The sequence below is a fragment of the Asticcacaulis excentricus genome (assembly GCF_003966695.1).
Taxonomy (GTDB): domain Bacteria; phylum Pseudomonadota; class Alphaproteobacteria; order Caulobacterales; family Caulobacteraceae; genus Asticcacaulis; species Asticcacaulis excentricus_A.
Genome location: NZ_AP018827.1, coordinates 1,040,699 through 1,066,310 on the forward strand (window position 1 = coordinate 1,040,699; position 25,612 = coordinate 1,066,310).

Genomic DNA, 25,612 nt, shown 5'->3' on the forward strand with positions numbered 1-25,612 from the left:
TGTTCTTAAATCCGCTCGATGACCGTGGCCGTGGCCATGCCACCGCCGACGCACAGCGTGACCAGTGCCGTCCCCTTGCCCGTGCGCTCAAGCTCGTCGAGCACGGTGCCGAGGATCATGGCGCCCGTGGCCCCCAGCGGGTGGCCCATGGCGATGGCGCCGCCGCAGACATTGATCTTGTCATGCGGGATATCGAGCGCCTGCATGTAGCGCAGCACGACCGAGGCAAAGGCTTCGTTCAGTTCGTAAAGGTCGATGTCCGACACACTCATGCCGAGCTTTTTCAGCACCTTTTCCGTGGCAAAGGACGGCCCGGTCAGCATGATCGACGGCTCGGAACCGATGGAGGCCATGCCCTTGATGCGGGCGCGCGGCTTGAGCCCCGACAGGGCAGCGGCTTCGGCCGAACCGATCAGCACGGCGGCCGCACCATCGACGATGGCTGACGAATTGCCCGGCGTATGCACGTGGTTGACGCGCTCGATTTCGGGATAGCGCTGATTGATCACCGCATCGAAGGCCATTTCGCCCATCATGGCGAAGGACGGGTTGAGGCCGCCCAGCGTTTGCATGTCGGTATTGGGGCGGATGGTTTCGTCGTGATCAAGGCGGGTAACGCCCATCTGATCCTTGACCGGCAGGATAGACTTTTTGAAGCGCCCTTCGGCCCAGGATTGCGCCGAACGCTTATGCGATTCGACGGCGTAGGTATCGACGTCGCTGCGGGAAAAACCCCACTTGGTGGCGATCATGTCGGCGGACACGCCCTGCGGCACGAAATAGGTCGGGAAGGCGGCATTGACGTCGATGGCCCACGCCCCGCCGTCCGAGCCCATGGGCACCCGGCTCATGGCTTCGACGCCGCCGCCGATGGCCATGGTGGCTTCGCCGGAAATGACCTTACCGGCCGCGATATTGATGGCCTCAAGGCCCGAGGCGCAGAAGCGATTGACCTGAATGCCGCCGGTCGTTTCCGCATAGCCCGCCGCCAGCACCGCCGCACGGGCGATATCGCCGCCCTGCTCACCGACCGGAGTGACGCAGCCAAAGGCCACATCATCGACCAGCGCCGTATCGAGGCCGTTGCGGTCCTTGAGACCCTTCAGCACCTGCCGCGACAGGTCCAGCGCCGTGATTTCGTGCAGGCTGCCGTCCTTCTTGCCTTTGCCGCGAGGCGTGCGCACCGCGTCGTAAATATAGGCGCCTGGGCTTAAGCTGGCCATTGCCATCCTCCTGAGGTTTGGTTTTTTTGGTCGCGCATCTTGTCTGAAAACCGCTTTACATTTTTCAGGATGCGCTCGTGGGTGCTTACTTGCGCCCGCTTTACGCGAACGTCAAGATAGACGTAAGGTAACATTCGCGAGACTTTTTCGTAGCTCCCTGATTTAAATAGGAATTATTCCGCCTCTGATCCGCCTTCTGACCAAAGAGCGCAGACGGCTTATTTATCATACAAACTTGACGACTTGCGCGACCTTCTATAGTCCGACAAAAGAAAGGCCTGATAAAAACCGGAGGACGCCCATGACCGATACGATTATCCGCCGCTCAAAGCCGGGGGCCGCTCTGGGCGAGGGCCTGTTGTGGTCGCGCCGCGACGGGTGCGTCTATTGGGTGGATATTTTGGGCAATCGCCTGCACGCCTTCTATCTGGCCGACGGGTCGGAAAAGACCTGGTACTTTCCCGATCATATCGGCTGGGTCATCGAGCGCGAAAAGGGTGGTTTTATCGCGGGCCTGATGAGCGGCTTTCACGAACTGAGCCTTGAGCCCTTTATCCTCAAGCACATCGCCAACCCCTTCCCGCATGAGCCGGGCAATCGTCTCAATGATGCCAAGGCCGACGATCAGGGCCGCATTTGGGCCGGGTCGATGCACAAGCCGCAGGAAAAGAAGTCCGGTGCCCTGTATCGTCTGAATACCGACCTCAGCCACATCGAGGTGGATGGGCCTTATCAGGTGGCCAATGGCCCGACCTTCTCGCCCGATCATGCCAAAATCTATCACACCGACTCAGGCGAAAACGACGTGTTCGTCTTCGACATCGTGGACGGCGAAGCGGTCAACAAGCGCCTATTTGTGCACTTCCCCGACGACTGGGGCTCGCCCGACGGCATGACCACCGACGCGCAGGGCGGCATCTGGATCGCCCACTGGGGCGGCGGCAAGATCAGCCGCTTCACGCCGGACGGCGCGCTCGATTTTTCGATCGCCCTGCCTGCCAAACAGATCACCAATGTCTGCTTCGCCGGTGCGGCGCTGGACCGCGTCTTCGTCACCTCCGCCGCCGTCGATCAGCCCGATGATCGTGAAGCGGGGACTTTGTTTGAAATCCCAAGTGAACTGTTGCGGGGTCATACCGGCCTTGAACCGCAAAAGTTCAAGGGGTAGGAACACCCAGCCGCCACCTCCCTTCGCCACGCAGGGGAGGAGATTTCAGGAAAACCCATGACCACACCTTCGCTGATCGCCGCCGACTGGGGCACCACCAATTTCCGCCTGTTCCTTTATGATGAGGCCGGTCAGGTCATCGCCCGCCACGCCGCCAATATTGGCCTGAAAAACCTCGGCGTGCTGAGCTTTGAACAGGCGCTCCTCAGCGTGCTGAAAGGCGATTTCGCCGGTCTGGAGCATCTGCCCTTCCTGCTGTCCGGTATGGTGGGGTCGCGTCAGGGCTGGGTCGAAGCCCCCTACGCCGCCTGCCCGGCCAGCCTGCAAACTCTGGCCGACGGTCTCGTCAAGGCCCCGTCCGATCTGGACGTCGCCATCGTCCCCGGCCTGTTCGCCGAAAGCCCCGGCACGGGCCTGCTCAACGTCATGCGCGGCGAAGAAACCCAGATTTTCGGCATCCTTCAGTCCGATCCGTCTGACGGCTTCTTCGTCCTGCCCGGCACCCATTCCAAGTGGGCGCTGGTGCGTGGCGGCAAGGTCGAATCCTTCTCGACCCACATGACCGGTGAAATGTTCCAGGTGCTGAAGGCCCATTCGATCCTTGGCCTTTTGATGGAAAACAGCACCGACAACGAAGAGGTGTTCCTGAAAGGCGTTGAGCGCGGCATGTATAACCGCGCCTTCCTGTCGGTGATCTTCTCGGTGCGCACCGAAGCCCTGTTCAATCACATCGCGCCGGAGCATCTGGCGACGTATTTGTCGGGCTTACTGATCGGCGCGGAAATCGTCGCTGAGCTGGAGCGCCACGGCAAGAGCCCGGTGCGTCTGGTCGGCGAAGGCGCACTGGTCGATCTTTATGAAAAAGCGCTGGCCTTCGCCGGCTTTACCGATGTGACCCGCTTCGACGGCAATGCCGCCTCTGAATCAGGTCTTTGGGCGATTCACAAGCTCCGGAGTTCCAAATGACCCTTACCCAACGCTGGCAGGACACGCTGGCCACCCTGCCGCTGGTCGCCATCCTGCGCGGCCTCGGTCCCGATGAAGCGCTGGACGTCGGCGACGCCCTGATCAGCGCCGGTTTCAAGGTGGTCGAGGTGCCGCTCAACTCGCCGCAGCCCTTCGTCTCCATCGAAAAGCTGGCCGCGCATCTGGGCGACAAGGCCATTGTTGGCGCGGGTACGGTGCTCAAGCTGGATGACGTGCAAAAGCTGTACGATGTCGGCGGACAGATCTGCATTTCGCCGAACACCAACCCGGAAGTCATCCGCTTTGCCAAGGCACTGGGCCTGATCTCCTTCCCGGCCTTCTTCACCCCGACCGAAGCCTTTGCGGCCATCGACGCCGGGGCCGACGCGCTTAAGCTATTTCCCGCCGAACTGGCCGGTCCCAAGGGCCTCAAAGCCGTCAAGGCCGTCCTGCCGCGCACCTTACCCGTCTTCCCGGTCGGTGGCGTTGAGCCCGGCAATATGAAGGAGTTTGTGGCGGCCGGTGCCACCGGCTTTGGCATCGGCTCCAGCGTCTATAAGCCCGGCGACACGCCGGAAATCGTCCACGCCAAGGCCACCGCCTTCGTGGACGCCTGGAACGCCTTAAAGGCCTAAGCCTTTCACCCCTCTTCTTTTCAAAGGAGAGGGGTTTTTCATGCGGCGTCGAAGGTCTGACGCGCCTCGGCAATGCGCGGATGGTTGTCCACGGCCCACGCCACCAGCGCCCTGAGGGCAGGCATCAGCGACTCGCCCAGCGGCGTCAGGCGATATTCGACACTGGGCGGCACGGTGGCAAAGACGTGGCGGCTGATATAGCCGTCGCGTTGCAGGTCACGCAGGGTCTGGGTCAGCATTCTTTGTGAAATATCCGGCACGGCGCGCTTCAGTTCTCCGAAGCGGTGCGGCTTGGTCGAGAGCACCAGAAGCATCAGGCTCGACCACTTGCCACCGATATGATCCATCACATCGCGCACCGGACAGGTCGAAATATCGAACCCGGCATTGAGAATGGCCTCGGTAATCGACGGTTCTTCCGCGCTCACTATTCTGAGGGGTTGCGCAGCCGAGTCCAAAAACCGGTTCCCACTTTTTGGGCTGCGCGCCAATGGTTCCCTTTTCATCCCTATCTCCCGAAATAGTGCCGTCTTTACAGGGGTACAAAACTTCCTATTTTGCACATGATCTCATTTTGAGACTAATGTGATATATATAAAGAAAGGACCACCTCATGTCCACCATACTCGTCACGGGCGCTTCGGGCCAACTGGGTCAGCTTGTGCTGAAGGCGCTGGAGAACAGCCCGCACACGGTTATCGCTGCTTCGCGCGACCCGTCGAAACTGAACACGTCTTTTGCCACCCGCACCGCCGATTTTGACCAGCCCGATACCCTCGTTGAGGCCTTCACAGGCGTGGACCGCGTACTGATCATCTCGACCGACGCCCTCGCCGTGCCGGGTCAGCGCCTGAAACAACACAGCGCCGCCATCGAAGCCGCCAGGGCCGCCGGCGTGCAGCATCTTGTCTATACCTCGCTGCCCAATGCCGAACCCGGCAACAAGATCAGCTTCGCCCCCGACCATTACGGCACCGAACAGGCGATCAAGGCCTCCGGCATCGCCCATACGATCCTGCGCAACAACTGGTACATCGAAAACCTGATGATGAGCCTGCCGCACGCGCTGGAAAGCGGTCAGTTCTACACCTCCGCCCCCGAAGGCCGCGTGGCCTATGTGGCGCGCGAGGATGCAGCCCGCGCCGCCGCCGCGGCCCTGAGCGACGCCCCCGGCGGTACCTTCACCGTCACCGGCCCCGAAGCCCTGACCTATGGCGAGGTCGTGGCCCTGGCCAATGACATCACCGGTAAGTCGGTGAACCTGATCCCGCTCACCGATGACCAATTCGGCGGCGGGCTGAAGGCGGCGGGCCTGCCTGACTTCGTGGCCGATATGCTGACCTCAGCCGAAGCCGCCATCCGCGCCGGGCAGCTCGACGGGGTGACGGATACGGTGCAGACGCTGACCGGTCAGACTCCGAAGACGGTGCGTGAGGTGCTGACGGCGCTCCTCAAAGGGTGATCGCCAAAGCGCATTCCGAAACGGAGTTCGGCGAAGCCAAAAGTGTGCAACGGTTTTCGGAATCAAATGCGCGACAAAACAAAACGTTAGAGCGGAATTTCAATTCAACTTGAACGAAATTCCGCTCTAAACGGCGGAGTAGCCTCCGCCGTCCCCACCGTCTATAAACGCCCCCATGTTGATTCAACCCGTTCAAAGCGCCGACCTGAGCGACCTGTCCAGACTGGGGCGCGAGACCTTTACCCACACCTTCGGGCACCTCTATCCCGCCGAAGATCTCGCGGCCTATCTCGACAAAGCCTACGCGCCGCAGGTACTGGGCGAGGAGACGCAAGGGAAGGATCAGTTCTGGCGACTGGTGCGCGATAACCGGGGCCGCGCTATCGCCTATATTCAGGCCGGTCCTGTCGGCCTGCCCCACCCCGAAGCCGATCCGCAAACGCAAGGGGAGATCAAACGTCTCTACGTCCATCAGGAGGCGCAGGGCTCAGGCCTCGGCAAGCGGTTGCTGGAGCTGGGGCTGGCCTTTCTCAAGGCCCGCTATGGCGATGCGCCGCAATGGATCGGCGTATGGAGTGAGAATTATCGCGCCCAGACACTCTATGAAGGCTACGGATTTACCCGCGTAGGCGAATACGGTTTCAAGGTCGGTGGCACCACCGACCGTGAGTTCATCCTGCGTCGATAAGATGGTTGCGCAGCGCCTGTAGCAGGACCGCAGCGTAACCCTCTTTTTCCAGCGCCAGCAGGGCCTCAAGGGGCGTCAGCCACTCGGTGTCGTGGTCCATCTCGACCTTGATTTCAGGCCGCTCCGCTACGATATCGGCCAGATAGATGCGCGCGTGATTGGCATAGGGCTTGCCGTCCGTATTGATGAAATACTGCAAGACCTCACCGACAAAGGCCCCGACGGCGACCTCAAACCCCGCCTCTTCGCGGCATTCGCGGACGACCGCCTCTTCGGGTGTTTCGTCGCCTTCAATGCCACCGCCGGGCAGGTCCAGCTTGCCGTCCTGCCGCATCAGGGCCAGACGTCCGTCACGTACGATCAGCGCGTAGGCGGCGCTGCGGGCCAGATAGGTCAGGCCCGCTACCTTCGTCCCGTAGGCATTGAGCGCGGGCAGCGGCATTACTTGTCGTCTTCGCCGCGCAGTGCCTTCCACGCATCGCCGCGACCGGCCACCACATCTTCATAGGTCACCGCCGGGTAGCCAAAGCCCATGGTCTTGGACTCGCGCCACGCATCGAGCAGCACATCGCGCAGGTCCGAAGCCCCCTGCCCCAGACGCCCGACCATGAAGCCCTTGCCGCGCGCATCGCCCTCATTGAAACCGCCCGCCTTATAAAGCTCATACAGTGGCGTCACGTATTTCCAGTTGCGCTCCAGCTTGGCATCGAAGCAGCGCTCGGCCGCAAGGGTGCAGGGCTCGCTGGCCGACATGGCGGCGCGCACGTCTTCATTATTGATATTGGCGCTGACAAAGGCGCTTTCCAGCGGACCGTGGATCGGCTCCAGCGTGAAGTTCTGCGGATTGGGGTATTCCTTGCCCCAGCCGTTATAATGGATCGACAGGTGCAGGGGCTGGGACGAGTCGCCGACATAGTGCGAAAGGATACCGATATCGCGCAGCGTCAGGGCCTCACGCCGGCGGATCGCCTCTTTCAGCCACGCCTTACGCTTGGGGTCACTTTCGTGCGCCTCCATATAGGTCATGCCGCGCCAGTAGGCGAAATCCTTGACCACCTGTTGCCAGGCATCGACCAGCGCGTAGTTGAGGTAGCCCGACTTCCACGGCATCACGTTCTTCGACCGCAGCAGGGCGTCGAAGTCCGAGCGCGACTGCGGCACCTCCTGAAGACGCACGCCCGCCAAAGTCTTGCCTTCGTCATCCAGATCGATGAAGTGCGCAGAATCGCGCTCGAAATCGTGCACTTTTCCCGCGCCCTTCCAGGCGTCGGGTTCGTTGGAATAGAAGCCGATATCGCCCACACCCTGAGCGCTGCGCACAAACTCCGGCATATAGGCCGGAAGCGCGCGCGCCGCCTCTTCGCCGACGATGCGGTGGCCGGTCGGGCCCCAGGCAAGGGCGGAACTGGCCGAAAGCAGGGCCACGCCGGTGATCAGCAGCGAACGAAGGGTCTTACGCATGGGGGCGAACCTTTGAGAACGGGTCATTTACCCTGTTCGCATAGCCGATTTGCCCCGCCAATGCCAGCATAGCTTAGCCGACCAGCGTTATCCCTCCGGCGCCAGCGTGACCTCAAGGCCATTGAGATCGTCGCGCATCAGGATCTGGCACGACAGGCGCGAATTGCGCTTCACGAGGAAGGCTTCGTCCAGCTTTTCCTCTTCCTCATCCGACTTTTCGATCAGCTTGGGCAGCCAGTCCGCGCCGACATAGACGTGGCAGGTGGCGCATTCCAGCGCACCGCCGCATTCGGCCTTGATGGGCAGGCCGTTGTCGCGGATGATCTCCATGATGCGCCAGCCATCAATCGCCGGCAGGGTGTGCTGCACGCCGTCACGGTCCGTGCACAGGATATGGAGTTCATCGCTCATTGTGGGGGCCTTTTCAGGGTTTTGTGGCGCATTTAACGGCCACAACCTGCCCCGACAAGCGATTTCAGCTCTTGAGACGGTTTAGCTCCAGTCCATGCAGATAGGCGGCCACATCCATCAGGGCGGCATCAAGCGCATCGCGGACCTTTTCCAGACGCCCCTGCGCCCCGCCCTCATCACCGCGCTCGGCCACTTCGGCGGCCGCCGAGAGCGCATTGGCTCCGATCCCGGCCGCTGCCCCTTTCAGCGTATGGGCGGCGTCGCGCCAGCCGGGATGGCCGACATCGAGCAGCGGCGCCCACAGGTCGGCCTGCTGCTGAAACAAACGCAGCACCTCCTCGATCACGGTCGCATCGTTCAGTGTGTAGGCCTCAAGGTGGGCGAAATCGACCGCGCCGGACAGGTCACGAAACGCCATGACATCCTCTCATTTTGCTGGGATGCGCCACACAGTGAGGCGTTTTGCGGCGGCTGACAAGCCATCAGAACGGCGCATTTACAGGAGAACGGGCACAGAAAAAGGCTCCAGTCTCTCTCCCCGGAGCCTTTATACCCCAACGGTCAGAAGGGCTGTGCCCGCCGCCCGATGCGATAAGGGCAGCTTAGGCCGAAGCGTATAAAGGGGCGATAGGGAGACGCCGGCAAAAGCACGAAGGCCCCGTAGAGAGACCAGGGCCTTCGGGCCGCAGTGTGACCGTTGCAGGTGGATCTGGATCAACGACCTTTTGCGGCCCTCTCAGGATACGCCCGCGCGCATAAACAATCGATACGCGGGGGATTTGGCTTCTACCAAAAGTCATTGAAAATGACCCTTGGTATTCCTTTCGAGAATGTCTCATGTCGCTGATACATATGAGACATTCTCGTGTCTTCAACGGCCGGATGCGGTCGGCATCTTCGGCCGTTGGTATTACGCTGTGGGAAAATCTTGACCGGCCTGCATCCATCCGCCCCAGCGGCGGACATTAAGAGACAAGACGGGGTATCAGCGCGTAGAGTCATGTACCGCCCAGCCTTACCCTGTCTCATGGCAACTCACGCAACCGGAGACAAACGATGGAAATCCTTTTTACGCAATACTGGTGGCTGCTTTTCCCCTTTTTCGGCATGGGTATGGGCATTTACGCCATGTACATGAACCATAAGGCCCGGAAAGACCGCATCGGTCTGATCCGTCAGTACCTCGAACAGGGCAAGGAGCCACCGGCGGCCCTGCTCGAAGGCTTAAACGGCGACGACAGGATGGATAAGTCTGGACAGACGGCCAATAGCGGACTGGTGTCCATGGTCTGTATCTTCTCGGCCTTCGCCCTGGCCTTTGGCTATGTCGGCTGGAAGCAGGGCAGCGACGTCTATTTCGCGCTGGGGCTGGGGTTTGCCCCGGCAGCTCTGGTTTCGCTCATCATCCTGATCGCCAAGTCGATACGGAAGGACTAAGCGTGACGGACCGCCGCCACGTACAGGCCCGCAAGGGATCAGAGGCAGCCTTCGCCGTTCTGGTGTCAGAGCATCAGCAGGCGGTGCGGCAGTTTCTGCGACGGCTGGCGGCCAATCCAGCCGACGCCGATGATCTGGCGCAGGAGGCCTTCGTCACCGCCTGGGAGCGGATTGACCGCCTGCAATCCGGCGTGTCATTTCGCACCTTTGTCTGCGGCATCGCGTGGAAAAAGGCCCAGAACGACCGCCGCCGGATCCGGCGTTCCGAAACGCGCGACGGGGCGTGGCTGTCGCTGCGTAGCGAAGCGGAAACGCCCACGCACGAAACACGCCTCAGCCTCGACAAGGCCATGCAATCCCTGCCGCTCGATATGCGGGCCGTCATTTCGCTATGCGTAGCCGAAGACTACAGCCACGCCGAAGCCGCCCGGATTCTGGGACTTCCCCTCGGCACAGTAAAATCGCATATTCAGCGTGGGCGTGCCCGACTGTGTGAACTTCTGGGAGTAGAGCCATGAACGATCCATTGCGTCTGATGTTCGCCCCCACAAACGTGCCCGCCCGCGATCTGGCTTTCGAACTGCGCGTTCTCGAAGCCGTCGAGCGCCGTCGTTTCCGCCGACAGATGGCCCTCTATGTTTTGGTGGCACTGGTCATACTCATGGGCAGCGTTTTCCTGACGCCGCTACTGGGGCCTGTATTGACCCTGCCGGCCCTGCCCGTCTTTTTGTCGGTCATTGGCGTCCTGCCGGGCCTTTTCCTTGCAGGCCGGCAGATTCTGGCCATTCAACGGGTCTAACCCGACTTAGGTGTGTCGATTAGGGTAGCCGAGGCGGCTCTGCGGCCGAACCTCAGGACAGTCACTGAGAAGACCCAGGATCAACTGGATCTTCAGGCCTGCCACCGTGTTCGCTCGCGGTTGGTGTCGCGGCGTACGGGCGAGGCCTTTGAACGTGGTCGCGACTTCGGGGCCTGGCTGGGCCTGGTACCAAAGCAATTCAGCACGGGCGGTCGTTCAATTCTTGGACGCATCTCAAAGCGCGGAAGCCGATATCTGCGAACGCTGTTCGTACAGGCCGCCAAGATCCTCCTGATGAGGCCGCAAAATTGGTCAAAGTACAGCTTTTAAGTCCGTTGCGTCTACCGATTGCGCCATGCCCGCAAACTGGTCGGCCCTTATCGCAAGGGGCGGAAAACTGTAACCGGTTTTCCGCCCTGCTTTTACGTTACTTACCGTTGGTCGGCTGGAAGGTAACGCTGGTATTGGCGATCATCCACACCGTTGCGGCCCAGGCGGCGACATTTTGGCTCATCTTCTTCGGGTCGATGCGGTCCAGTGTATCGTCTGCTGTGTGGTGGACATCGAAATAGTCCGTGCCATCCTGTTGCAGGTCGAAGATCGGCACACCCTTCGCGTTCAGCGGACTGGTGTCCGGGCCGCCGCCCGTTGCCGGATCACGCTCGATGAAAATGCCCAGAGGGTAGAGAATTTTGCCCAAGGTCTTGTTGAAATCGGGGGCGTCACTTTTGGGCAGGGCCAGTGAATAGATCACGTCCGCCCCGAAATCGGACTCGGCGGCGGCGATGTGCTTGTCCTTATCCGACGATTTAGCGTAGGCCACCGCCCCGGACAGCCCCAGATCCCCCGGCTGCGAGACCTCTTCGGAGCCCCAGAAAACCACGCGCACCGTGCGTTCCGGACGCAGCTTGTGGTCAATCATCAGCTTTGCTGTAGCCATGGTGATCGCCACACCAGCGCCGTCATCAATAGCCCCGGTGCCGAGGTCCCAGCTATCGAGGTGACCGCCTATGGTGATAATCTCTTCCGGACGCTTGGAACCCTTGATCTCAGCGATGACGTTTTGTGACTGACCGCCGGTACGAACCGTGGGTGTTGAAAGCATTTTAAGGCGCAGCGGACCGGCTTCCCCCGCGCGTTGTAACTTCAGCAGACGCTCGAACTGTTCGGCATCCGGCGGCGACATGGCCAGAGCCGGCAGGCCGTCTAAACCGGTAAAGCGTGTGGCACCGGTGTGGGCGAAGCGATGATCCTCGGTGCCCAGCGAACGCATGACATACCCGACGGCACCGCGCTTCTTGGCCTCTTCCGGCCCACTGCGGCGCACCGAACCGGAATTGACGCCGTAGCCCTGCCCCGTCTGAGTGCGCACAGTGGGTTGCAGAATGACGACGATCTTGCCGGTCAGGTCTGCCTTGGAGTCGATAAATTCAGCGTAGGTTTCAAACAGGGCCGCCTCGCCCTCTACCCCCTCGGCTGGCGTCGCGCCAGAACCACCCAGCGCCGTCACCACCATCTTCTGCGCGAAGGGACCGGTGATTTCGAGGCTTTCGGCCCCGCGTTGCCAGATGACCAGCGGGAAGGTTTCGATGCGGACATTCTCAAAGCCCATTTTTTTCAGCTCGGCCGCCGACCATTCGGCCGCCTTGCGCTCGGACTCCGAGCCTGCCGGACGCGCGCCGAAGCGCGTCGTCAATTGCGCGACGAACTCATAGGCACCGTTTGATTGCAGCGCGGCGTCACGCAGGCGCGCAGCGGTGACTTCGGACGCTTCGGCCACCGCTGCCGCCGGGGCCACAGACTTGGCCTTCGGCTTGGCGAGGGCCGGGGTGGTCCCGCAAGCCAGCGCGGCGGTGACGAGAAGAAGGGCCTTGAGGTTCATGATCAATCCTGAGTAACGAGTTCTTCAAAACGGGCGTCGGGGAAGCGTTCGCGGGCCTTTTCGACCACGGCGGGCAGGCCGTCGAGCAAGGCCTGAAACGCCTCATCGAGGGCCTCGCGATTGCGCCCCCGGATGACGAGTTGCGTGCCGAACTCATCGGGGAAGATGCCGAAGGGATAGGAGCCCAGCGACAGATCGGGATAGTGTTTGTCGAGCGCGCTGAGAATGTCCGCGGCGAGGCTTTCGGGCACGTAGGTCGCCTTGACGGTGCGCGCCTGAACCTGTTCGCCCTGACGCAGGCGCGGGGCCACATCATTGAGCATACCGACCATGATGCGCGGCACCCCGGCCATGACGAAGACGTTTTCGATCTGGAAGCCCGGCGCACCCGACACCGGATTAAGGATCAGCGACGCCCCTTGCGGAATGCGCGCCATGCGGCGGCTGTTGGCATTGAGCAGGCGCGCGTCGCCGCCATAGCGATCGAGCAATATCTTCAATGCGTCCTCACGCTCGGCAATCGTCACGCCAAAGGCCTGCGCCACGCAGTCGGCGGTGATATCATCGTGCGTCGGCCCGATGCCGCCGGTGGTAAAGACGTAATCCACGGCGCTACGCAGTTCGTTGAGCGTCCGCACAATCTGCGCCGCATCGTCGTGGATTATGCGCACCTCAATCAGATCGATGCCCAATGCGCCCAGGAATTTGGCCAGCGTATTGACATTGGTGTCCTGTGTGCGGCCCGACAGGATTTCATCGCCGATAATGATAACAGCGGCGGTGGGATTTTCTGTACTGACCGTCATGAGGCAGGCTCCTTATCACGACCCTGAACATTAGAGCGATGTGCGGAAAAGTGTGAGCGGTTTTCCGCAAAAACATCGCGACAAAACAAAAATTTAGAGCGAAATGTCGATCCCTCTTAAAGTCCTTTCGCTCTAGCCCCCGGAACCGCTCATGCCATTCGCGCACAGACTTACTCAAGGCCGTCTGGTAACGAGATACAAACGATTCTTCGCCGATGTCGAACTGGATACGGGTGCAACCGTCGTAAGCCATTGTCCCAATCCCGGCAAGATGCTGGGGCTACTGAGACCGGGCACACCTGCGCTTTTGACCGAAATAAGTGACCCTACGAAAAAGCTGCGCTGGCGGCTGGAGGCCCTGCGCGAAGGCGATACCTGGGTCGGGGTGAATACGCAGTGGCCCAACCGCCTGATCGGCGACCTGATAAGGGATCAGCAGGTGCCGGAGCTGCGCGGCTATGCCAGCCAGCGTCCGGAGGTCCGCTACGGGCACAATTCGCGCATAGACTGGCTGTTGCAAGGACACACTCAGCAGGCAGAGGCGTGGGTCGAGATCAAGAACGTCCACTATAGCCGCGTTCCCGGTCTGGCGGAATTTCCCGACAGCGTGACCGAACGCGGCGCAAAACATCTCATGGAACTGATCGGGCGCGTAGAGGCCGGCGCGCGCGCCGTGGTGGTCTTTTGCGTACAACGCGACGATGTGTTTCGGTTTGATGTGGCGCGTGACCTCGATCCGGTCTTCGGCCGGGCCTATGCGGCCGCGCGTGAGGCCGGGGTCGCATTTCTGGCCCACGCCTTTCGCGTCACCCCCGACGGCATTACCCACAGCCACGCGCTGAAGATAGAGGGTTAGGCCTCTTTGGCCTTATCGACGCGCCCACCCAGTTGCACAACGGCCAGAAGCGCCGGCATCAGCGCCGCTTCGTTACCGGAAACCGCGAAGTAGATCGGCTTCCAGACCGGCTTGAACTTTTCCTTATAGGCGCGAAGACCGTCGAAATTGTACATCTCACCGCCATAGGCGTAGATCAGGGCCGCGATCTTGTTCCACATGGGGCTTAAGGGACGCGCCTCCAGCCCGCCCAGCGGGGCCATGCCGAGGCTGAACCACTGATAGCCTTCGTCGCGGGCGTAAAAGATCAGCCGCAGGAACAAATATTCCATGATATTGGGCGGGGCCTCCGGTGCGTAGCGCATCAGGTCGAGGCTGAGCGAGGTCCGGCCTTCGGCGGCCCACAGATTGGCAAAGGCCATGATTTCACCGCCGATGCGGATGACGGCGATCGGCGTCAGGCGAATATAGTCCGGATCAAAATAGCCCAGAGAATAGCCCTTCTCCTTGCCCTTCTTTTCTTCCAGCCAGGCGGCAGAAATGGCTTTCAGGCGCGGCAGATGGGTCTCCACCGCTTCGGGATGCAGCACTTCGAACTGGGCTTCGGCCTGTTCAAACTTGCGCCACACCTGCCGGAAGCCGTAGCCTTTTTTCCCGGCCAGATCGAAGCTTTGCACGGGCACCAGCGCCTCTTCGCCGATCTTGAAGGGCCTGAGCCCCAGATCAATGGCCAAAGGCAGGAACTCCGCCGTTACGCGGTAGATGGACAGCTTGGCATTGGCCAGTGCCGCCATTTCCTTCAACCGCCAGCCCAGCTTTTCCACCTCTTCCGGCGGGCCGACGGGGGCGGACAGGACCACCCAGTTGCGACCCGCGACACCATACATGGCAAAGGCCGTGCGCGCCTCATTCCACAGGATATGCTTGTCGCCGGTGAGCGCCAGCCAGGCCTGCGGGTCCCGCGCCAGCGAAACCACCCCGCGCAGATCTTCCATATCCTCATCATCAGGCAGGTCCGGCGTGGCGCGCGCCAGCCCGAACAGGCGATAAAGGGCAAACAAGGCCACCGTAATGGCGATGACCACCAGACCGCGCAGGAAGCGCGAGACGCTGGCCTCATAGGCGAAGCGCTGCCACAGCTCATGGGCATAGGGGGTGCGCTCATAGAAGTAGAAGCCCACTGTGGCCACAAGGATCAGCACAGTCGCCGTCACCAGCAGCCAGATCGGCTTCAGCGTTAGCGTCATCAGGCGTGAGCGGCGGTTAAAGGCGCGCTTGCACGGCAAGAGCAGCAGAGCGCAGACCACCATCACCTCGGCTACGCCGAAGGCCAGTTCGCGCGTCATCGACAGGATGGCCCCTGCGACCAGCAGACCCAGCGCCATGTACCAGGCCGAATCCAGCCGCTCCCACAGGCCGCGCGCCGCAAACAGCAGCAACACCCCGGTGGCGACACCGGCAACGTGCGACAGTTCCACCACCTCAAGCGGCAGCCACTGACGCACAAACGGCATGGCTTCGGGATCAATAGGCGACAGCACCGAAGCCAGCAGGAAGGTGCCGGCCAGCATCATCAATACCGCCATGATCTTGGGCACGGCGACGATGGCCATGTCGAGCACAAGGGCTTTGATGTCTTTGTGATGCTTCATACCCCTCACCTTACACGGCGCGGGGATTCGCTAAAATCGTTTTCGCGGCTTAATACCGTTGTTACCCCGCCTTACGGCACCAGGCGTCCTGAATAGCCAACTGGTTACACAAACGCTCGGCCTGTTCAGGCGAATGTACGGGCCCGATGCGCAAGCGCACCAACGCCTGACCATTGGCCGCGGTGACCGGTTGCAGGATCGGCTTGAAATTATCAAGACCCGGATGTCTGGCGCGCAGGTCGCGCCACGCCGCTTCGGCAACGGCGCGCGAGCTGAATGAGCCCACCTGAACGCTGCGGACCATTTGCTCGATACCGTTATCGGCGGGCTTGGCCGTGGTTTTAAGCACCGGGGCTTTCGCAACCTTTTCAGGCACCGCCTTTACCGGCGGTTCTGTCGGGGTCTGGGTCTCTGTCTGGGCCAGCACGGTTGCAGAGGCAGAAACGCCCGTCTCCAGCGGCGTATCGGCGTCCGGACGCTCCATATCGAGCGGATTGACCACGCGGATCAGGCTGCCGGTAGCCTCCTTGGGTATGGCGGCCAGCAGGCCATCCTTGCCCGTCGTCAGTTCCTTGGCCGTTTCAAAAGCCAGTTGAATCGGTTCGTCACGCGTGGCTGAGGAGGAAGCCTCCGAAGCGGATGACGCTTGGTCACCCTTTCCTTCGATGTCGATTTCCGCTAAACGCGCGGCCATCCGCTGGAAATCCTTGCCGTCGCCCCTGGGCATATCGCACCCCGACAGCCCGGCCGCCACGCAGGCGACGGTCAGCAGAGCCAGTCTCGAAACGGAAAAGAGAGAGCGCATAGCCTCATCCTCTCACAAGCCGTTTAAATCGTCGTTAGTAATTTTGGTTAATGCCCCATGTCCGCTTCCGCTGCTTCCCCCCTGCCCCGCGTCCGCGACCTGAGCGCCCTGCGCGCCGCGGTTTCCGGCTTTCGCCACAAGGGGCTGCGTATCGGCTTTGTGCCGACCATGGGCGCGTTGCACGACGGGCATCTGGCGCTGGTGCGGCACGCCAAAACCTTAAGCGACGTGGTGGTGGTTTCGGTCTTCGTAAACCCTAAACAGTTTGCGCCGCATGAGGATTTCGACCGTTATCCGCGCACCGAGGACAAGGACGCGCAGCTTCTGGAAAGCGTCGGCGCGGACCTGCTCTATCTGCCGAGCGTTCATCTGATGTACCCCGCCGTCTTTGCCTCCAGCGTCCACGTCGAAGGCCCGGCGCGCGAACTGGAAGGCACCTTCCGCCCGCAGTTTTTCGACGGCGTGGCCACGGTGGTCATGAAGCTTTTCAATCAGGTGCAACCCGACGTCGCCATCTTTGGCGAAAAGGATTACCAGCAGCTTCAGGTCGTAAAGACCTTTGTGCGCGATCTCGACCTGCCGGTGAATGTCGTCGGGATGCCGACCGTACGCGAAGCCGACGGTCTGGCCCTGTCGTCGCGCAACGCCTATCTCAGCCCTGAGGAACGCCAGACGGCGGCGCGCCTGATCGTCGAACTGAACGCCGTGGCTGAAGCCGTGCGTTCGGGCGGCGACCGCGAAAAGGCGCTCAACACGGCGAAGGCCAACCTTCTGGCCGTCGGTTTTGGTCCGGTGGACTATGTGGAGCTGCGCGACGCCGATACGCTGGCTATGGCCGACGCGCAGACGCCGAACCTGCGCCTTCTGGCGGCGGCGTGGCTCGGCAAAACCCGCCTGATTGACAATATCGCGGTTTAAGGGGTTAGCCGGCGTACAGCAGCGTGTCCCAGATCATGCCGGAATAGTGCCTGAGTTCAAAGCGATAGTCGGGCCGCATCTCCCGGATCAGAGCGCTCAGGCGCAGGAGATCATCGGATCGGTGGTAGGCGCTGATGGCCAGTTTCGGCCGGTAGGTCTCAATCGTCCGGCGCATCCCTTCGAGGGCCGGACCTTCGGCGCCTTCGATGTCCAGCTTGACGAAGGTGACCTCCCCCAGATTCAGCGCATCAAGAGCGACCACCGGCACCTCAATGCCGCCGTCGGCGTCGATACGGCTACCCATCGCCCCGGTGGCTGAAAACCGCACCGTGTCAGCCTGACTCCACAGGCCGGCGGCGTGACAGGTCACATGCGGCGTCGCGGCAAAGGCCTCACTCAGGGCCGCAAAATTTTCAGGATCCAGCTCAAAGGCGTGCACCTGCCGACATGGCCCGCCCAGATGCCCGAAGAAGGCGCGCACCGTATCGCCATCATAGGATCCGCCATCGACCAGCACATCGTCGCGCGACGGCGGGCAAAGCGCATTGTCGAGATAAATCTGATCATGTGAGCGGAGAATGCCGTCCAGCGCCGCCGCATCCCAGGTCAGACGGTAGGCCAGAAGTGCCGACAGGGTGCGAAGGCTTTCGGCGTCCGTGAACAGCTCTTGCCCCAGACGATGGATGGCGGCGACCTCATCACGGTCCGAAAAGGCCTGAAGCGCCGTAAACATGGCATTGCCACTAAAGGTTTGCCCCAGCTTTGGCATGACCTCAAAATAGAACAGCAAGGGCCCCGGATGCGCGCCCCAGATCGCCTGAAAATGCTTGGCCGGCTTTTCCGAGCCCGCACAGATGACGCCGACCGCTTCGGGTGTCTTTGTCAGAAGCTGACTCAAAGCCGCGTCGCCAATCACCGGCAAGCCGTAAAGGCTTTGCCCGTCGCGCAGATTATCAACCACGGCGATGACATTCAGCCGCTCGCAGGCATAGCGGACAAAGCTCTGGGCCATCACTGAGCCCGCCCCCAGAAGCACCAGCGGCACGCGGTCATAATCGAGATCGGACCGTGCCCGGCTTAGGGCGTCAAGACGTGCCAGAAATCCAGCATCGCCAAAATCCACAGGCCCGTCCAACAGTTCGCGATAACGCATCGACGTCCCTCCGCCTGTGACCTTCTCCGAACGTCAACCCCCGGCGATTCGTCGCCAGCTTAGCACAGAGATCGTCACCACGCCCCGGCGTCGCGCAGGGCCGCGATGAGGTCCGCCGGTAGAGCCTCACCTCCCGCCCCCTGCGGCAGGTCGCGCGGTGAATCCTTGACCTCCAGATAGCGCCAGCCCTGAAACGGACGGCGCGGCTGCGGCTCGGTCAGGATATGTTCGGTCGAAACCGTGATCAGGCATTGCGGCAGGTCACCCTCAACCGTGTCGATGGCCACGATCGGCCGACGCACCAGAATGACGCCCTTGATCACCCAGTAGAGCGACCCGCCATCCAGCAGTTCTTCGGCGCGTTTGGGCGTCTGGCGCGTATGGATGGTGCGGGTCTTATGTCCCTGCTCCCAGCGTCGCAGGTCATCGACCGTATCGGCGCCCACGCACAGCTTGACCAGATTAACGCTCATAGGCTTCGCCTCATTATTGATCGCGCATTTGAGCCCAAAAACCGCTGCCCACTTTATGGAATGCGCTCAGCTTTTTAACCACATTGGCAACAGCGCCCGCCGGGGCTATCTATGGGTAAGAGACTCATAATTCAAGGCCACCCGCATGGCGGAAGACACCTCTCTCGAAGCCGCGCTAGCCCGACTGTTCAACACACCGACCGGGCTGAAGGCCGCCAGTTGGATTACCCTGACCGGCGGCACGCGGCTATTCAGCGCCGGTGACGAGTCCGATCACCTCTATCTGCTGCGCAGCGGACGCATGGGCGTGTTCCGCCACGACGACGACCATCAGGGGCTCCACCTGATCGGGGTGATCAAGCCGGGGGAGCCGGTGGGCGAAATGTCGCTGATTGCCGACACGCCGCACACCTCGACCGTCATTGCCCTGCGCGACTGCGAGCTGATGGTCCTGCCCAAGGCTGACTTCCTCAAGGCCATCGAAGCCGCGCCGGACGTGCTGCTGGCCCTGTCGAAGCAAATGATCGAACGCGCCCGCTCCGGCACCCCGCGCGAAGGCCGACGCCACAACACCCCGAATGTCTTCGCTTTTTTTGCGCTGAACGACATCATCGTCCGCCCGCTGGTCGAACGTATCGCCGAACAGGTACGCGCGCTGGGCTATCGCGTCGCCGTACTCGACAAGGATCACCACGGCACCGGCGCCGATATTTTCGCCGAAGCTGAGGCGCACAACGACTACGTGCTGCACGTCGCCGAAAAGCCGGAAAGCCACTGGCGGCTGCTCAGTTCACGTCAGGTCGATCACACCTTCTGGATCGCCGACGCCCGCCACCATTCGCAGCGCCCCCACAGCGACCCGGCGCGCCTGCCGGCCAGCACGCTGAACCTAGAGGACTCGCAACTGCTCGATCCGCTGGGGCTGCAACGCGCCCCCGATCTGATCCTCATTCAGGCGCAGGAGGCCGATGGGCGTAAGGTGATCGCCCATACGCGCGACTGGCTGGACGCCTTCAAACCGGCGCGCTGGTTCCACGTGGGTGAACACTCGCTGCCCGACGCGGCGCGCATCGCCCGCATCGTCACCGGCCATTCCATCGGCGTGGTGTTTTCCGGCGGCGGGGCGCGCGCCTTTTCGCACATCGGCGCGGTGCAGGCCCTGCGCGAAGCCCATATCCCCATCGACTTTATCTGCGGTTCGTCCATGGGGGCGATCATCGGTGGTTGCGTGGCGCTCGACTGGTCCGACGCCGAAATCGACGCCCATATCCGTGAAGCCTTTGTCGTCTCCTCGCCGCTGGATGACGTCACCTTCCCCTTTGTTGCCCTGACCGGCGGGCGCAAGGTCGATCAGCGGCTGGAGCAGCATTTTGGCGACGTGCTGATCGAAGACCTGCCCCTGCCCTTCTTCTGCCTGTCGTCCAATCTGACCTCCGGTACCATCAAGGTGCACAAGACCGGTCGCCTGCGTCAGGCCCTGCGCGCCTCTATTTCCCTGCCGGGCGTCATGCCGCCCGTGGTCGAAGACGATCAGGTGCTGGTCGATGGGGCGGTAATGCGCTCCTTCCCGGCCCTGATGATGCGCAATTCGCATCTGGGCACCGTCATCGGCGTCGATGTGACGCGCGCCAAGGGCATCGACCCCAAGAGCGTGCACGTCCCCAAAAGCCTGCCGACCTGGTTCCTCAAAGGCGACTGGCGCAAGGGGCCGCCGATTGTCTCGATACTGATGCGTTCGGCCACCATCACCACGGCGGCCGATCTGGAGCAAAGCCGTCTGGCCTGCGACCTTTTGATCATTCCCGAACCCGAAGGCGTCGAAATCCGCGAATGGCACGCCTATGATCTGGCCGTGGAATCCGGTTATCAGACCAGCGTGCAAAGTCTGGCGCAGCTTGAACAACCCGTGACGCAGCTCCGCAAACTGGGCATCAGCCTGCACCCCAACATCCCGGCCTTTACACCGGACGACAGCTTCCTCACCCCGCCACGCCCCGACAAGTTGAAATACACGCTAAAACCGCAGGGCGTGACCCTGCCGCGTTTCCTCAAGGGGCCGAAAAAACCGCAGCCCAAGCTGTAGCGGCGCGCGGCAAAGCGGGGTAGGAAGCGTTCAACAACTCATACCAAGAGTCATTGAAAATGACTGTTGGTATTCCATTCGAGAATTTCTCATGTTGCTGATACATATGGGAAATTCTCGTTTCTTCAACGGCCGGATGCGTTCAGCATCTTCGGCCGTTGGTATCATCAGGGTCCGGCATGAAAATCTTCACCTACAACGTCAATTCGGTCAATGCGCGCCTGCCCCTGATCCTGGAATGGTTTGAGGAGACGCAGCCCGATGTCTGCGCCCTTCAGGAACTGAAATGCCTCGATGAAAAATTCCCCTATGAGGCCTTTGAACGGCTGGGCTACAATGCCGCTGTGCACGGGCAAAAGACGTGGAACGGCGTGGCCCTGTTGTCCAAGCGACCCTTGATCGACGTGGTGCGCGGCCTGCCGGGCGAGCCGGAAGACGAGCAGTCGCGCTATATAGAAGCCGTGGTCGATGGCCCGGTGCCGGTGCGTGTCACCTCGATCTATCTGCCCAATGGCAACCCGATCGGCACTGATAAATATCCTTACAAACACCGCTGGTACAAGCGCTTGCAGGCGCGGGCCAAAGAGATACTGGCCTTTGAAGAGATCAGCCTTTTATCAGGTGATTTCAACACCATCCCGACAAAAGCCGACCTCTACCGGGAATCGGCGTGGCTGGATGACGCGCTTTATCAGCCGGAGACGCGCGCCGCCTATCAATCATTGAAAAACCTCGGCTATAGCGACGCCTGCGACCTGCGGCCGCCCGAAGGCAACCGCTACACCTTCTGGGACTATCAGGCCGGGGCGTGGCAAAAGAACGAGGGCATCCGCATCGACCACCACCTGTTGTCGCCGCAGGCCGCCGACCGCCTGAAAGGCTTTGAAATCCACAAAGACGCCCGCGGTCGCACCCATGACGATGCCAAACCGTCGGACCACGTCCCGGTGGGCGTGGAACTGGACGTTTAGCAGGCACTATACCTATTCTTAACCCGATACCGGTAAGGACTGATTAAATATATGATCGGTCATGTAACGGTGTGATGGAAGAAGCCTTCCGCGTCATCTTGTGGTTTACCTTTGCGGCCCTGCTCCTGACCCTCGTCGCGTCAGGGGCCCTGTGGTGGTATGAAAGTACCCGTCGCCTGACGCGCGGCCTGACCGCCGCCATCGGTAAGGCCCCGGACGCCATCATCTTCGATACCGGCACGAAAAAGGCCGCTGGCCTCGACTTCACGCACGGCGATCTGGCCATTCTGTGGGATCTGGGACGGCACGGTCTGGTCTTCACGTTTGATGAAATCGAAGGGGCCGAACTGATCGTCGATGAGCGCGTGGTCGCCCGCACGCAAAAGGGTGAACCGCGTCGCGTGCTCGAAGAAACCTATCCGGGGGCCTCGCGCGTCGTGTTGCGCCTGATCTTCAATGATCTGGAAACGCCGGAGTTTGAGGTCACCCTGTTCGGCGACCTGACGACTCATGCGGCCTACCCCAAAACGGCCAGCGAGGCGGTACAACTGGGCCGCAAATGGCTGTCACATATCGACGCGGTGATCAAACGCACGCCGCCCAAGCCGCAGCCGGTCCGCCCGACGGCGCCTGAACCTCAAATCGAACGCCCGGAGCACGATTAAATCCACACCTGTGGCGTGCGGGCTCTTAACGGCTGCGCCAATTCGTGGTTAATATGCCGCTATTGTTTGTATTTGGGGGTTGAACGCAAGCGCCGTGAACCAGTATCTGCCGACCATCATCATCCTGACGGCAGCCGCCCTGGCCATCCTGCTTATCCTTTACCGGATATGGGATTCGCGCGTCGAAGCGCCCAAAAAGCTTGAGGACGAAGTCGCCGAAGCGCTGAATGGTGCCAAGGCCGATGTGGCCTCCATCGAACCGGCGCGCAAGGCCGCCGCCGCCCTCTCCTATCTCGGCAATCGCTGCGTCATCGTGCGTGAGTTCGGAAAATTGCCGACGCGCCTCTACAGCATGGCCGAACTGATCGGTATCGAGGTCTTCGTCAATAACAAGGTCGCCGCCCGCATCATCCGCGGTGGCGCGCACAAGATGTTCGACGATATCGCACCACAGGTGGACCGCGTCACTATCCGCCTGATGTTCAACGACCCGTCCAAGCCCGATTTCGAACTGATCCTGTGGGATCCCAATGACGCGCTAACAGCGCGCGCCGAAGGGCCGAGGGCCGCCATGGAAACCGCGCGGCGCTGGTTCTACCATGTCGAAGCCATCATCCGTAAGCCTTTGGCCGAGATCGAAAAAGAACTTACGCCCCCCGCGCCGCCGCCTCCGCCGCCAGAACCCGCGCCCAAGGCACCGGTTCACGATCATCGCAACGATGACACGGACAATGACGACGCCCCACCGCCGGCGCCCAAACCGGCCCCCAAGGACGGCGACGTGCTCAATTCCCCCTTGATTCAGTACCTGTAAGGCGATCTTCTCATGTGGACCCTGGCTCTGGCCTGCGCCTTCTTCATCCTGATTCATATTCTGGTGTCCGGCTCCGATCTGCGGCAGCAGATGATCGGTGCCATCGGCACCCGCACCTACTTCATCCTGTTCAGCCTGTTGTCGATCATGGGCCTTTTCTGGATGATCGCCGCCTACTACGACTCGCGTGGCGACCCGGCCAACCTGCACCTGTGGTCGGCGCCGTTTGTCCTGAAAATTCTGGCCTTCGGGGTCAATTTCGTCAGCCTGATGCTGATTATCGTCGGGGCCCTGAGCCCCAGCCCTACGGCCCTGCGCTCGCTCAGCAAACTGCCTGACCATCCGGTCAGCGGCATTATCCGCATCAGCCGTCACCCGGTGCTGGCCGGTATCGGCCTGTTGTCGGCCACGCACCTGATCACCACCGGCACGCTGGCCGCCTGGGTCTTCTTCGGCACGCTTCTGGCGCTGAGCCTCCTGGGGGCCAACAGCATCGACCGCAAGCGCGAAGAAAAGTACGGCGAGTCCTATCAGGCGATAATGCGCGCGACCTCCATCCTGCCCTTCCTCGCCATCGCGCAGAAGCGGGTACGCTTTGAACCGTCGGAACTGGGCGTGTTGCGCGTCATGGTTGCCACCTCGGTCTTTACCTGTCTGGTGGTGCTGCATGAACTGCTGTTCTTGCGGCCAGCGCTTTGAGGTTTTTCGTGGCAAACTCTTTATTTTTCACCCTGTGCGCGAATGTTGACGGGTGACTTCCCGACTTCGGTGCAACGCCGCAAAAAAATCCTTAACGCCCCATTGATCTCATCACAAATGTTTGAATAACTGCGGATAGGATGCGGAACCGGGGTAAACGCGCGGGTATTTCATGAAACTGACGGCAGCGACAATCTTGCTGTTTCTGATCTCGGTGAGCCTCGTGTTCGCCAGTCTGATCGGCTATTTCCGCCCGTTCGAGGGCGAAGGCGTCGATTTCATGACCCAGTACAAATATGTGCTGATGGGGGCCGGCTATGCCGTGCTGGCCTTTGCCGTGATTTTCAAAAGCCGGTAAGATTTAGGCACGAAAAACACGAACACCGAGCGGCAACTCTGTTCGTGCCCAAAATACCTTCGATGTGCGGGCGTATTTACGGCATCAGGCGCTTGGCGCGAAACATCCCCACAAAGACGTTCGTGCTGTTCGTGGTATGAGTCCTAAGCCGCGTCCTTACCCGACACGGCGTCATCGATCGCCAACGCCAGACACAGGGCTTTCAGCGCCTCTTCGCCGGTCGCCAGAGGCGTGTCGCGCTGTCCCGCTACCGTATCGAGAAAACGGAATACGCTGGTCCCCAGCGGGTCACGCGCAATATCGGCCTGCGCAAAGTCGGGATTGAGGTCGAACGGCGTGCCGTTTTCAAACTTGCGGTTCAGCAGGTCGATGAACACCTCACCCGACGGATAGACCAGCCGCATGGTGCGTTCGCGCGCCTCGGCCATACGTGACGCCGCAAAGGTCGCCACGAACCCATCGTCGAACTTGACCTCGGCCGAGACCTCATCGGCGCCCACGGCCGTGTATCCGACCTCTTCACGAAAGCGCGCCGACACCTCGACGCCGCCAGCCTCTCCGGCGGCCAGGGTCAGCCCCAGATCGAGATCGTGGATCATCAGGTCAAGCACGACAGATACATCCAGATTGCGCGTCGAAACCGTGCCATTGCGCACGGCTTCCATGCGCAGCGGGCGTTCCGGCACCGCATAAAGCCCCATAGCCTCAAACACGGCGCGCTCCTGATGGCCACAGGCCAGCACCACGCCCTTTTCGGCCGCCATAGCGACCATGGCGTCACCGTCTTCGACCGTGATCGCCAGTGGCTTTTCGACATAGGTGTGCACCCCCGCTGCCAGCGCCCTCAGCGCCACCTGTGCGTGAGCAAAAGCCGGGACGGCCACCGTAATCACATCCAGTTCGGCCAGAAACGTCTCAAACTCATCGCCGCCAAAGGCCTTAACGCCCAGCTTTTCAGCCGCCGCTTCGGCGCGGGATTTATCGAGATCGTAAATACCCACAAAGCGTACACGACCGGCCGCTTCGGCCTCCTTGTACTTGTTGGCGTGATACCCCCCGAAAACGCCGGCACCGGCGACCCCTGCGCGTAGGACGGTCATGAGCGTCACACCTTACAAAGTCATAAAACCGCGCCCGTTGTACACAGGATTTCCCCCCTTGTGTAACCATAAAAGCGGTATTCGCGCCGACAATGCACAGTTTAGGGTTTGGCCACGCCGCCACCTTGGGCTAAAAGCGCCCGATTGT

The 25,612-nt window shown here is 61.2% G+C and carries 29 protein-coding genes and 1 pseudogene; 17 read left to right on the forward strand and 13 right to left on the reverse strand.

What is annotated here, in order from left to right; all coding sequences use genetic code 11:
- Positions 1 to 5: 5 nt before the first annotated feature.
- Positions 6 to 1,223: an acetyl-CoA C-acetyltransferase gene (locus EM6_RS04715; RefSeq protein WP_126420613.1), complete on the reverse strand. Its 1,218-nt coding sequence runs from the start codon at positions 1,221 to 1,223 to the stop codon at positions 6 to 8.
- 301 nt (positions 1,224 to 1,524) lie between these two features.
- Here EM6_RS04715 and EM6_RS04720 point away from each other — a divergent pair, with 301 nt between their 5' ends.
- The 3 genes from EM6_RS04720 to EM6_RS04730 are packed head-to-tail and all read left to right on the forward strand — an operon-like array spanning position 1,525 to position 3,992.
- The gene (locus EM6_RS04720; protein WP_126420615.1) at positions 1,525 to 2,391 is read left to right on the forward strand and encodes an SMP-30/gluconolactonase/LRE family protein; all 867 of its coding nucleotides are present in this window, start codon (positions 1,525 to 1,527) and stop codon (positions 2,389 to 2,391) included.
- Between the two features lie 57 nt (positions 2,392 to 2,448).
- Positions 2,449 to 3,357 carry a 2-dehydro-3-deoxygalactonokinase gene (locus EM6_RS04725; RefSeq protein ID WP_126420617.1) on the forward strand — a complete coding sequence of 303 codons (909 nt, stop codon included), beginning with the start codon at positions 2,449 to 2,451 and terminating at the stop codon, positions 3,355 to 3,357.
- Positions 3,354 to 3,992, forward strand: a complete 639-nt coding sequence (locus EM6_RS04730) for a 2-dehydro-3-deoxy-6-phosphogalactonate aldolase (protein ID WP_126420619.1) — start codon at positions 3,354 to 3,356, stop codon at positions 3,990 to 3,992. The genes EM6_RS04725 and EM6_RS04730 overlap by 4 nt, the downstream gene beginning before the upstream one ends.
- Positions 3,993 to 4,030: 38 nt before the next feature.
- Here EM6_RS04730 and EM6_RS04735 read toward each other — a convergent pair whose 3' ends face one another.
- The gene (locus EM6_RS04735; RefSeq protein ID WP_232037099.1) at positions 4,031 to 4,420 is read right to left on the reverse strand and encodes a winged helix-turn-helix transcriptional regulator; all 390 of its coding nucleotides are present in this window, start codon (positions 4,418 to 4,420) and stop codon (positions 4,031 to 4,033) included.
- Between the two features lie 185 nt (positions 4,421 to 4,605).
- Here EM6_RS04735 and EM6_RS04740 point away from each other — a divergent pair, with 185 nt between their 5' ends.
- A complete protein-coding gene (locus tag EM6_RS04740) occupies positions 4,606 to 5,454 on the forward strand; it encodes an SDR family oxidoreductase (RefSeq protein ID WP_126420621.1) in 849 nt (282 codons plus the stop codon).
- Positions 5,455 to 5,629: 175 nt separating this feature from the next.
- Positions 5,630 to 6,142 carry a GNAT family N-acetyltransferase gene (locus EM6_RS04745; RefSeq protein WP_126420623.1) on the forward strand — a complete coding sequence of 171 codons (513 nt, stop codon included), beginning with the start codon at positions 5,630 to 5,632 and terminating at the stop codon, positions 6,140 to 6,142.
- Here the strand turns inward: EM6_RS04745 and EM6_RS04750 are convergent.
- The 4 genes from EM6_RS04750 to EM6_RS04765 form a co-directional block, all read right to left on the reverse strand.
- Positions 6,126 to 6,584, reverse strand: a complete 459-nt coding sequence (locus EM6_RS04750) for an NUDIX domain-containing protein (protein ID WP_126420625.1) — start codon at positions 6,582 to 6,584, stop codon at positions 6,126 to 6,128. The two genes, EM6_RS04745 and EM6_RS04750, sit on opposite strands and share 17 nt — an antisense overlap.
- The gene (locus EM6_RS04755; protein ID WP_126420626.1) at positions 6,584 to 7,603 is read right to left on the reverse strand and encodes a hypothetical protein; all 1,020 of its coding nucleotides are present in this window, start codon (positions 7,601 to 7,603) and stop codon (positions 6,584 to 6,586) included. The genes EM6_RS04750 and EM6_RS04755 overlap by 1 nt, the downstream gene beginning before the upstream one ends.
- Positions 7,604 to 7,690: 87 nt before the next feature.
- Complete coding sequence (locus tag EM6_RS04760; protein ID WP_126420629.1) at positions 7,691 to 8,014, reverse strand: 2Fe-2S iron-sulfur cluster-binding protein; 324 nt, start codon at positions 8,012 to 8,014, stop codon at positions 7,691 to 7,693.
- A 64-nt stretch (positions 8,015 to 8,078) separates the two neighbouring features.
- Positions 8,079 to 8,432 carry an Hpt domain-containing protein gene (locus EM6_RS04765; protein ID WP_126420631.1) on the reverse strand — a complete coding sequence of 118 codons (354 nt, stop codon included), beginning with the start codon at positions 8,430 to 8,432 and terminating at the stop codon, positions 8,079 to 8,081.
- Between the two features lie 638 nt (positions 8,433 to 9,070).
- On the opposite strand from EM6_RS04765, the gene EM6_RS04770 reads away from it, so the two are divergent.
- The 4 genes and pseudogenes from EM6_RS04770 to EM6_RS17735 form a co-directional block, all read left to right on the forward strand.
- Positions 9,071 to 9,451 (forward strand): hypothetical protein, encoded by a 381-nt coding sequence (locus EM6_RS04770; RefSeq protein ID WP_126420633.1) that lies wholly within the window; start codon positions 9,071 to 9,073, stop codon positions 9,449 to 9,451.
- A 2-nt stretch (positions 9,452 to 9,453) separates the two neighbouring features.
- Positions 9,454 to 9,969: an RNA polymerase sigma factor gene (locus EM6_RS04775; protein ID WP_126420635.1), complete on the forward strand. Its 516-nt coding sequence runs from the start codon at positions 9,454 to 9,456 to the stop codon at positions 9,967 to 9,969.
- Positions 9,966 to 10,250 carry a hypothetical protein gene (locus EM6_RS04780; protein ID WP_126420637.1) on the forward strand — a complete coding sequence of 95 codons (285 nt, stop codon included), beginning with the start codon at positions 9,966 to 9,968 and terminating at the stop codon, positions 10,248 to 10,250. The genes EM6_RS04775 and EM6_RS04780 overlap by 4 nt, the downstream gene beginning before the upstream one ends.
- A 24-nt stretch (positions 10,251 to 10,274) precedes the next feature.
- Positions 10,275 to 10,571, forward strand: a pseudogene (locus tag EM6_RS17735) (transposase); the annotation flags it as partial.
- 106 nt (positions 10,572 to 10,677) lie between these two features.
- On the opposite strand, the gene EM6_RS04790 reads toward EM6_RS17735, so the two are convergent.
- Positions 10,678 to 12,132, reverse strand: coding sequence for a M20/M25/M40 family metallo-hydrolase (locus EM6_RS04790; protein WP_126420639.1), 1,455 nt, complete (start codon positions 12,130 to 12,132; stop codon positions 10,678 to 10,680).
- A 2-nt stretch (positions 12,133 to 12,134) separates the two neighbouring features.
- Positions 12,135 to 12,938 carry a competence/damage-inducible protein A gene (locus tag EM6_RS04795; RefSeq protein WP_126420641.1) on the reverse strand — a complete coding sequence of 268 codons (804 nt, stop codon included), beginning with the start codon at positions 12,936 to 12,938 and terminating at the stop codon, positions 12,135 to 12,137.
- A gap of 151 nt (positions 12,939 to 13,089) precedes the next feature.
- Between EM6_RS04795 and sfsA the strand changes: the two genes are divergently transcribed.
- Positions 13,090 to 13,794, forward strand: coding sequence for a DNA/RNA nuclease SfsA (sfsA, locus tag EM6_RS04800; protein ID WP_126420643.1), 705 nt, complete (start codon positions 13,090 to 13,092; stop codon positions 13,792 to 13,794).
- Here the strand turns inward: sfsA and EM6_RS04805 are convergent.
- Positions 13,791 to 15,425: a phosphatidylglycerol lysyltransferase domain-containing protein gene (locus EM6_RS04805; RefSeq protein WP_126420645.1), complete on the reverse strand. Its 1,635-nt coding sequence runs from the start codon at positions 15,423 to 15,425 to the stop codon at positions 13,791 to 13,793. The two genes, sfsA and EM6_RS04805, sit on opposite strands and share 4 nt — an antisense overlap.
- 61 nt (positions 15,426 to 15,486) lie before the next feature.
- Positions 15,487 to 16,230 (reverse strand): SPOR domain-containing protein, encoded by a 744-nt coding sequence (locus tag EM6_RS04810; RefSeq protein ID WP_126420647.1) that lies wholly within the window; start codon positions 16,228 to 16,230, stop codon positions 15,487 to 15,489.
- Between the two features lie 57 nt (positions 16,231 to 16,287).
- Between EM6_RS04810 and panC the strand changes: the two genes are divergently transcribed.
- Positions 16,288 to 17,148 carry a pantoate--beta-alanine ligase gene (gene panC, locus EM6_RS04815; protein ID WP_126420649.1) on the forward strand — a complete coding sequence of 287 codons (861 nt, stop codon included), beginning with the start codon at positions 16,288 to 16,290 and terminating at the stop codon, positions 17,146 to 17,148.
- Positions 17,149 to 17,152: 4 nt separating this feature from the next.
- Here panC and EM6_RS04820 read toward each other — a convergent pair whose 3' ends face one another.
- Positions 17,153 to 18,301, reverse strand: a complete 1,149-nt coding sequence (locus EM6_RS04820) for an FkbM family methyltransferase (RefSeq protein WP_126420652.1) — start codon at positions 18,299 to 18,301, stop codon at positions 17,153 to 17,155.
- Between the two features lie 74 nt (positions 18,302 to 18,375).
- The gene (locus tag EM6_RS04825; protein ID WP_126420654.1) at positions 18,376 to 18,774 is read right to left on the reverse strand and encodes a DUF1489 domain-containing protein; all 399 of its coding nucleotides are present in this window, start codon (positions 18,772 to 18,774) and stop codon (positions 18,376 to 18,378) included.
- Between the two features lie 145 nt (positions 18,775 to 18,919).
- On the opposite strand from EM6_RS04825, the gene EM6_RS04830 reads away from it, so the two are divergent.
- From EM6_RS04830 to EM6_RS04855, 6 genes are all read left to right on the forward strand, one after another.
- Positions 18,920 to 20,857: a patatin-like phospholipase family protein gene (locus EM6_RS04830; RefSeq protein WP_126420656.1), complete on the forward strand. Its 1,938-nt coding sequence runs from the start codon at positions 18,920 to 18,922 to the stop codon at positions 20,855 to 20,857.
- Positions 20,858 to 21,036: 179 nt separating this feature from the next.
- Positions 21,037 to 21,828, forward strand: a complete 792-nt coding sequence (gene xth / locus EM6_RS04835) for an exodeoxyribonuclease III (RefSeq protein ID WP_126420658.1) — start codon at positions 21,037 to 21,039, stop codon at positions 21,826 to 21,828.
- A gap of 74 nt (positions 21,829 to 21,902) precedes the next feature.
- Entirely contained in the window at positions 21,903 to 22,493 is a 591-nt protein-coding gene (locus EM6_RS04840; RefSeq protein ID WP_126420660.1) for a hypothetical protein, read from the forward strand.
- A gap of 94 nt (positions 22,494 to 22,587) precedes the next feature.
- Positions 22,588 to 23,307 carry a hypothetical protein gene (locus EM6_RS04845; RefSeq protein WP_126420662.1) on the forward strand — a complete coding sequence of 240 codons (720 nt, stop codon included), beginning with the start codon at positions 22,588 to 22,590 and terminating at the stop codon, positions 23,305 to 23,307.
- 12 nt (positions 23,308 to 23,319) lie between these two features.
- Positions 23,320 to 24,006 carry an NnrU family protein gene (locus EM6_RS04850; RefSeq protein ID WP_126420664.1) on the forward strand — a complete coding sequence of 229 codons (687 nt, stop codon included), beginning with the start codon at positions 23,320 to 23,322 and terminating at the stop codon, positions 24,004 to 24,006.
- A gap of 172 nt (positions 24,007 to 24,178) precedes the next feature.
- Positions 24,179 to 24,364 (forward strand): hypothetical protein, encoded by a 186-nt coding sequence (locus EM6_RS04855; RefSeq protein ID WP_126420665.1) that lies wholly within the window; start codon positions 24,179 to 24,181, stop codon positions 24,362 to 24,364.
- A gap of 143 nt (positions 24,365 to 24,507) precedes the next feature.
- Here the strand turns inward: EM6_RS04855 and EM6_RS04860 are convergent, their stop codons facing one another.
- A complete protein-coding gene (locus tag EM6_RS04860) occupies positions 24,508 to 25,464 on the reverse strand; it encodes a Gfo/Idh/MocA family protein (protein WP_126420667.1) in 957 nt (318 codons plus the stop codon).
- Positions 25,465 to 25,612 lie beyond the last annotated feature (148 nt).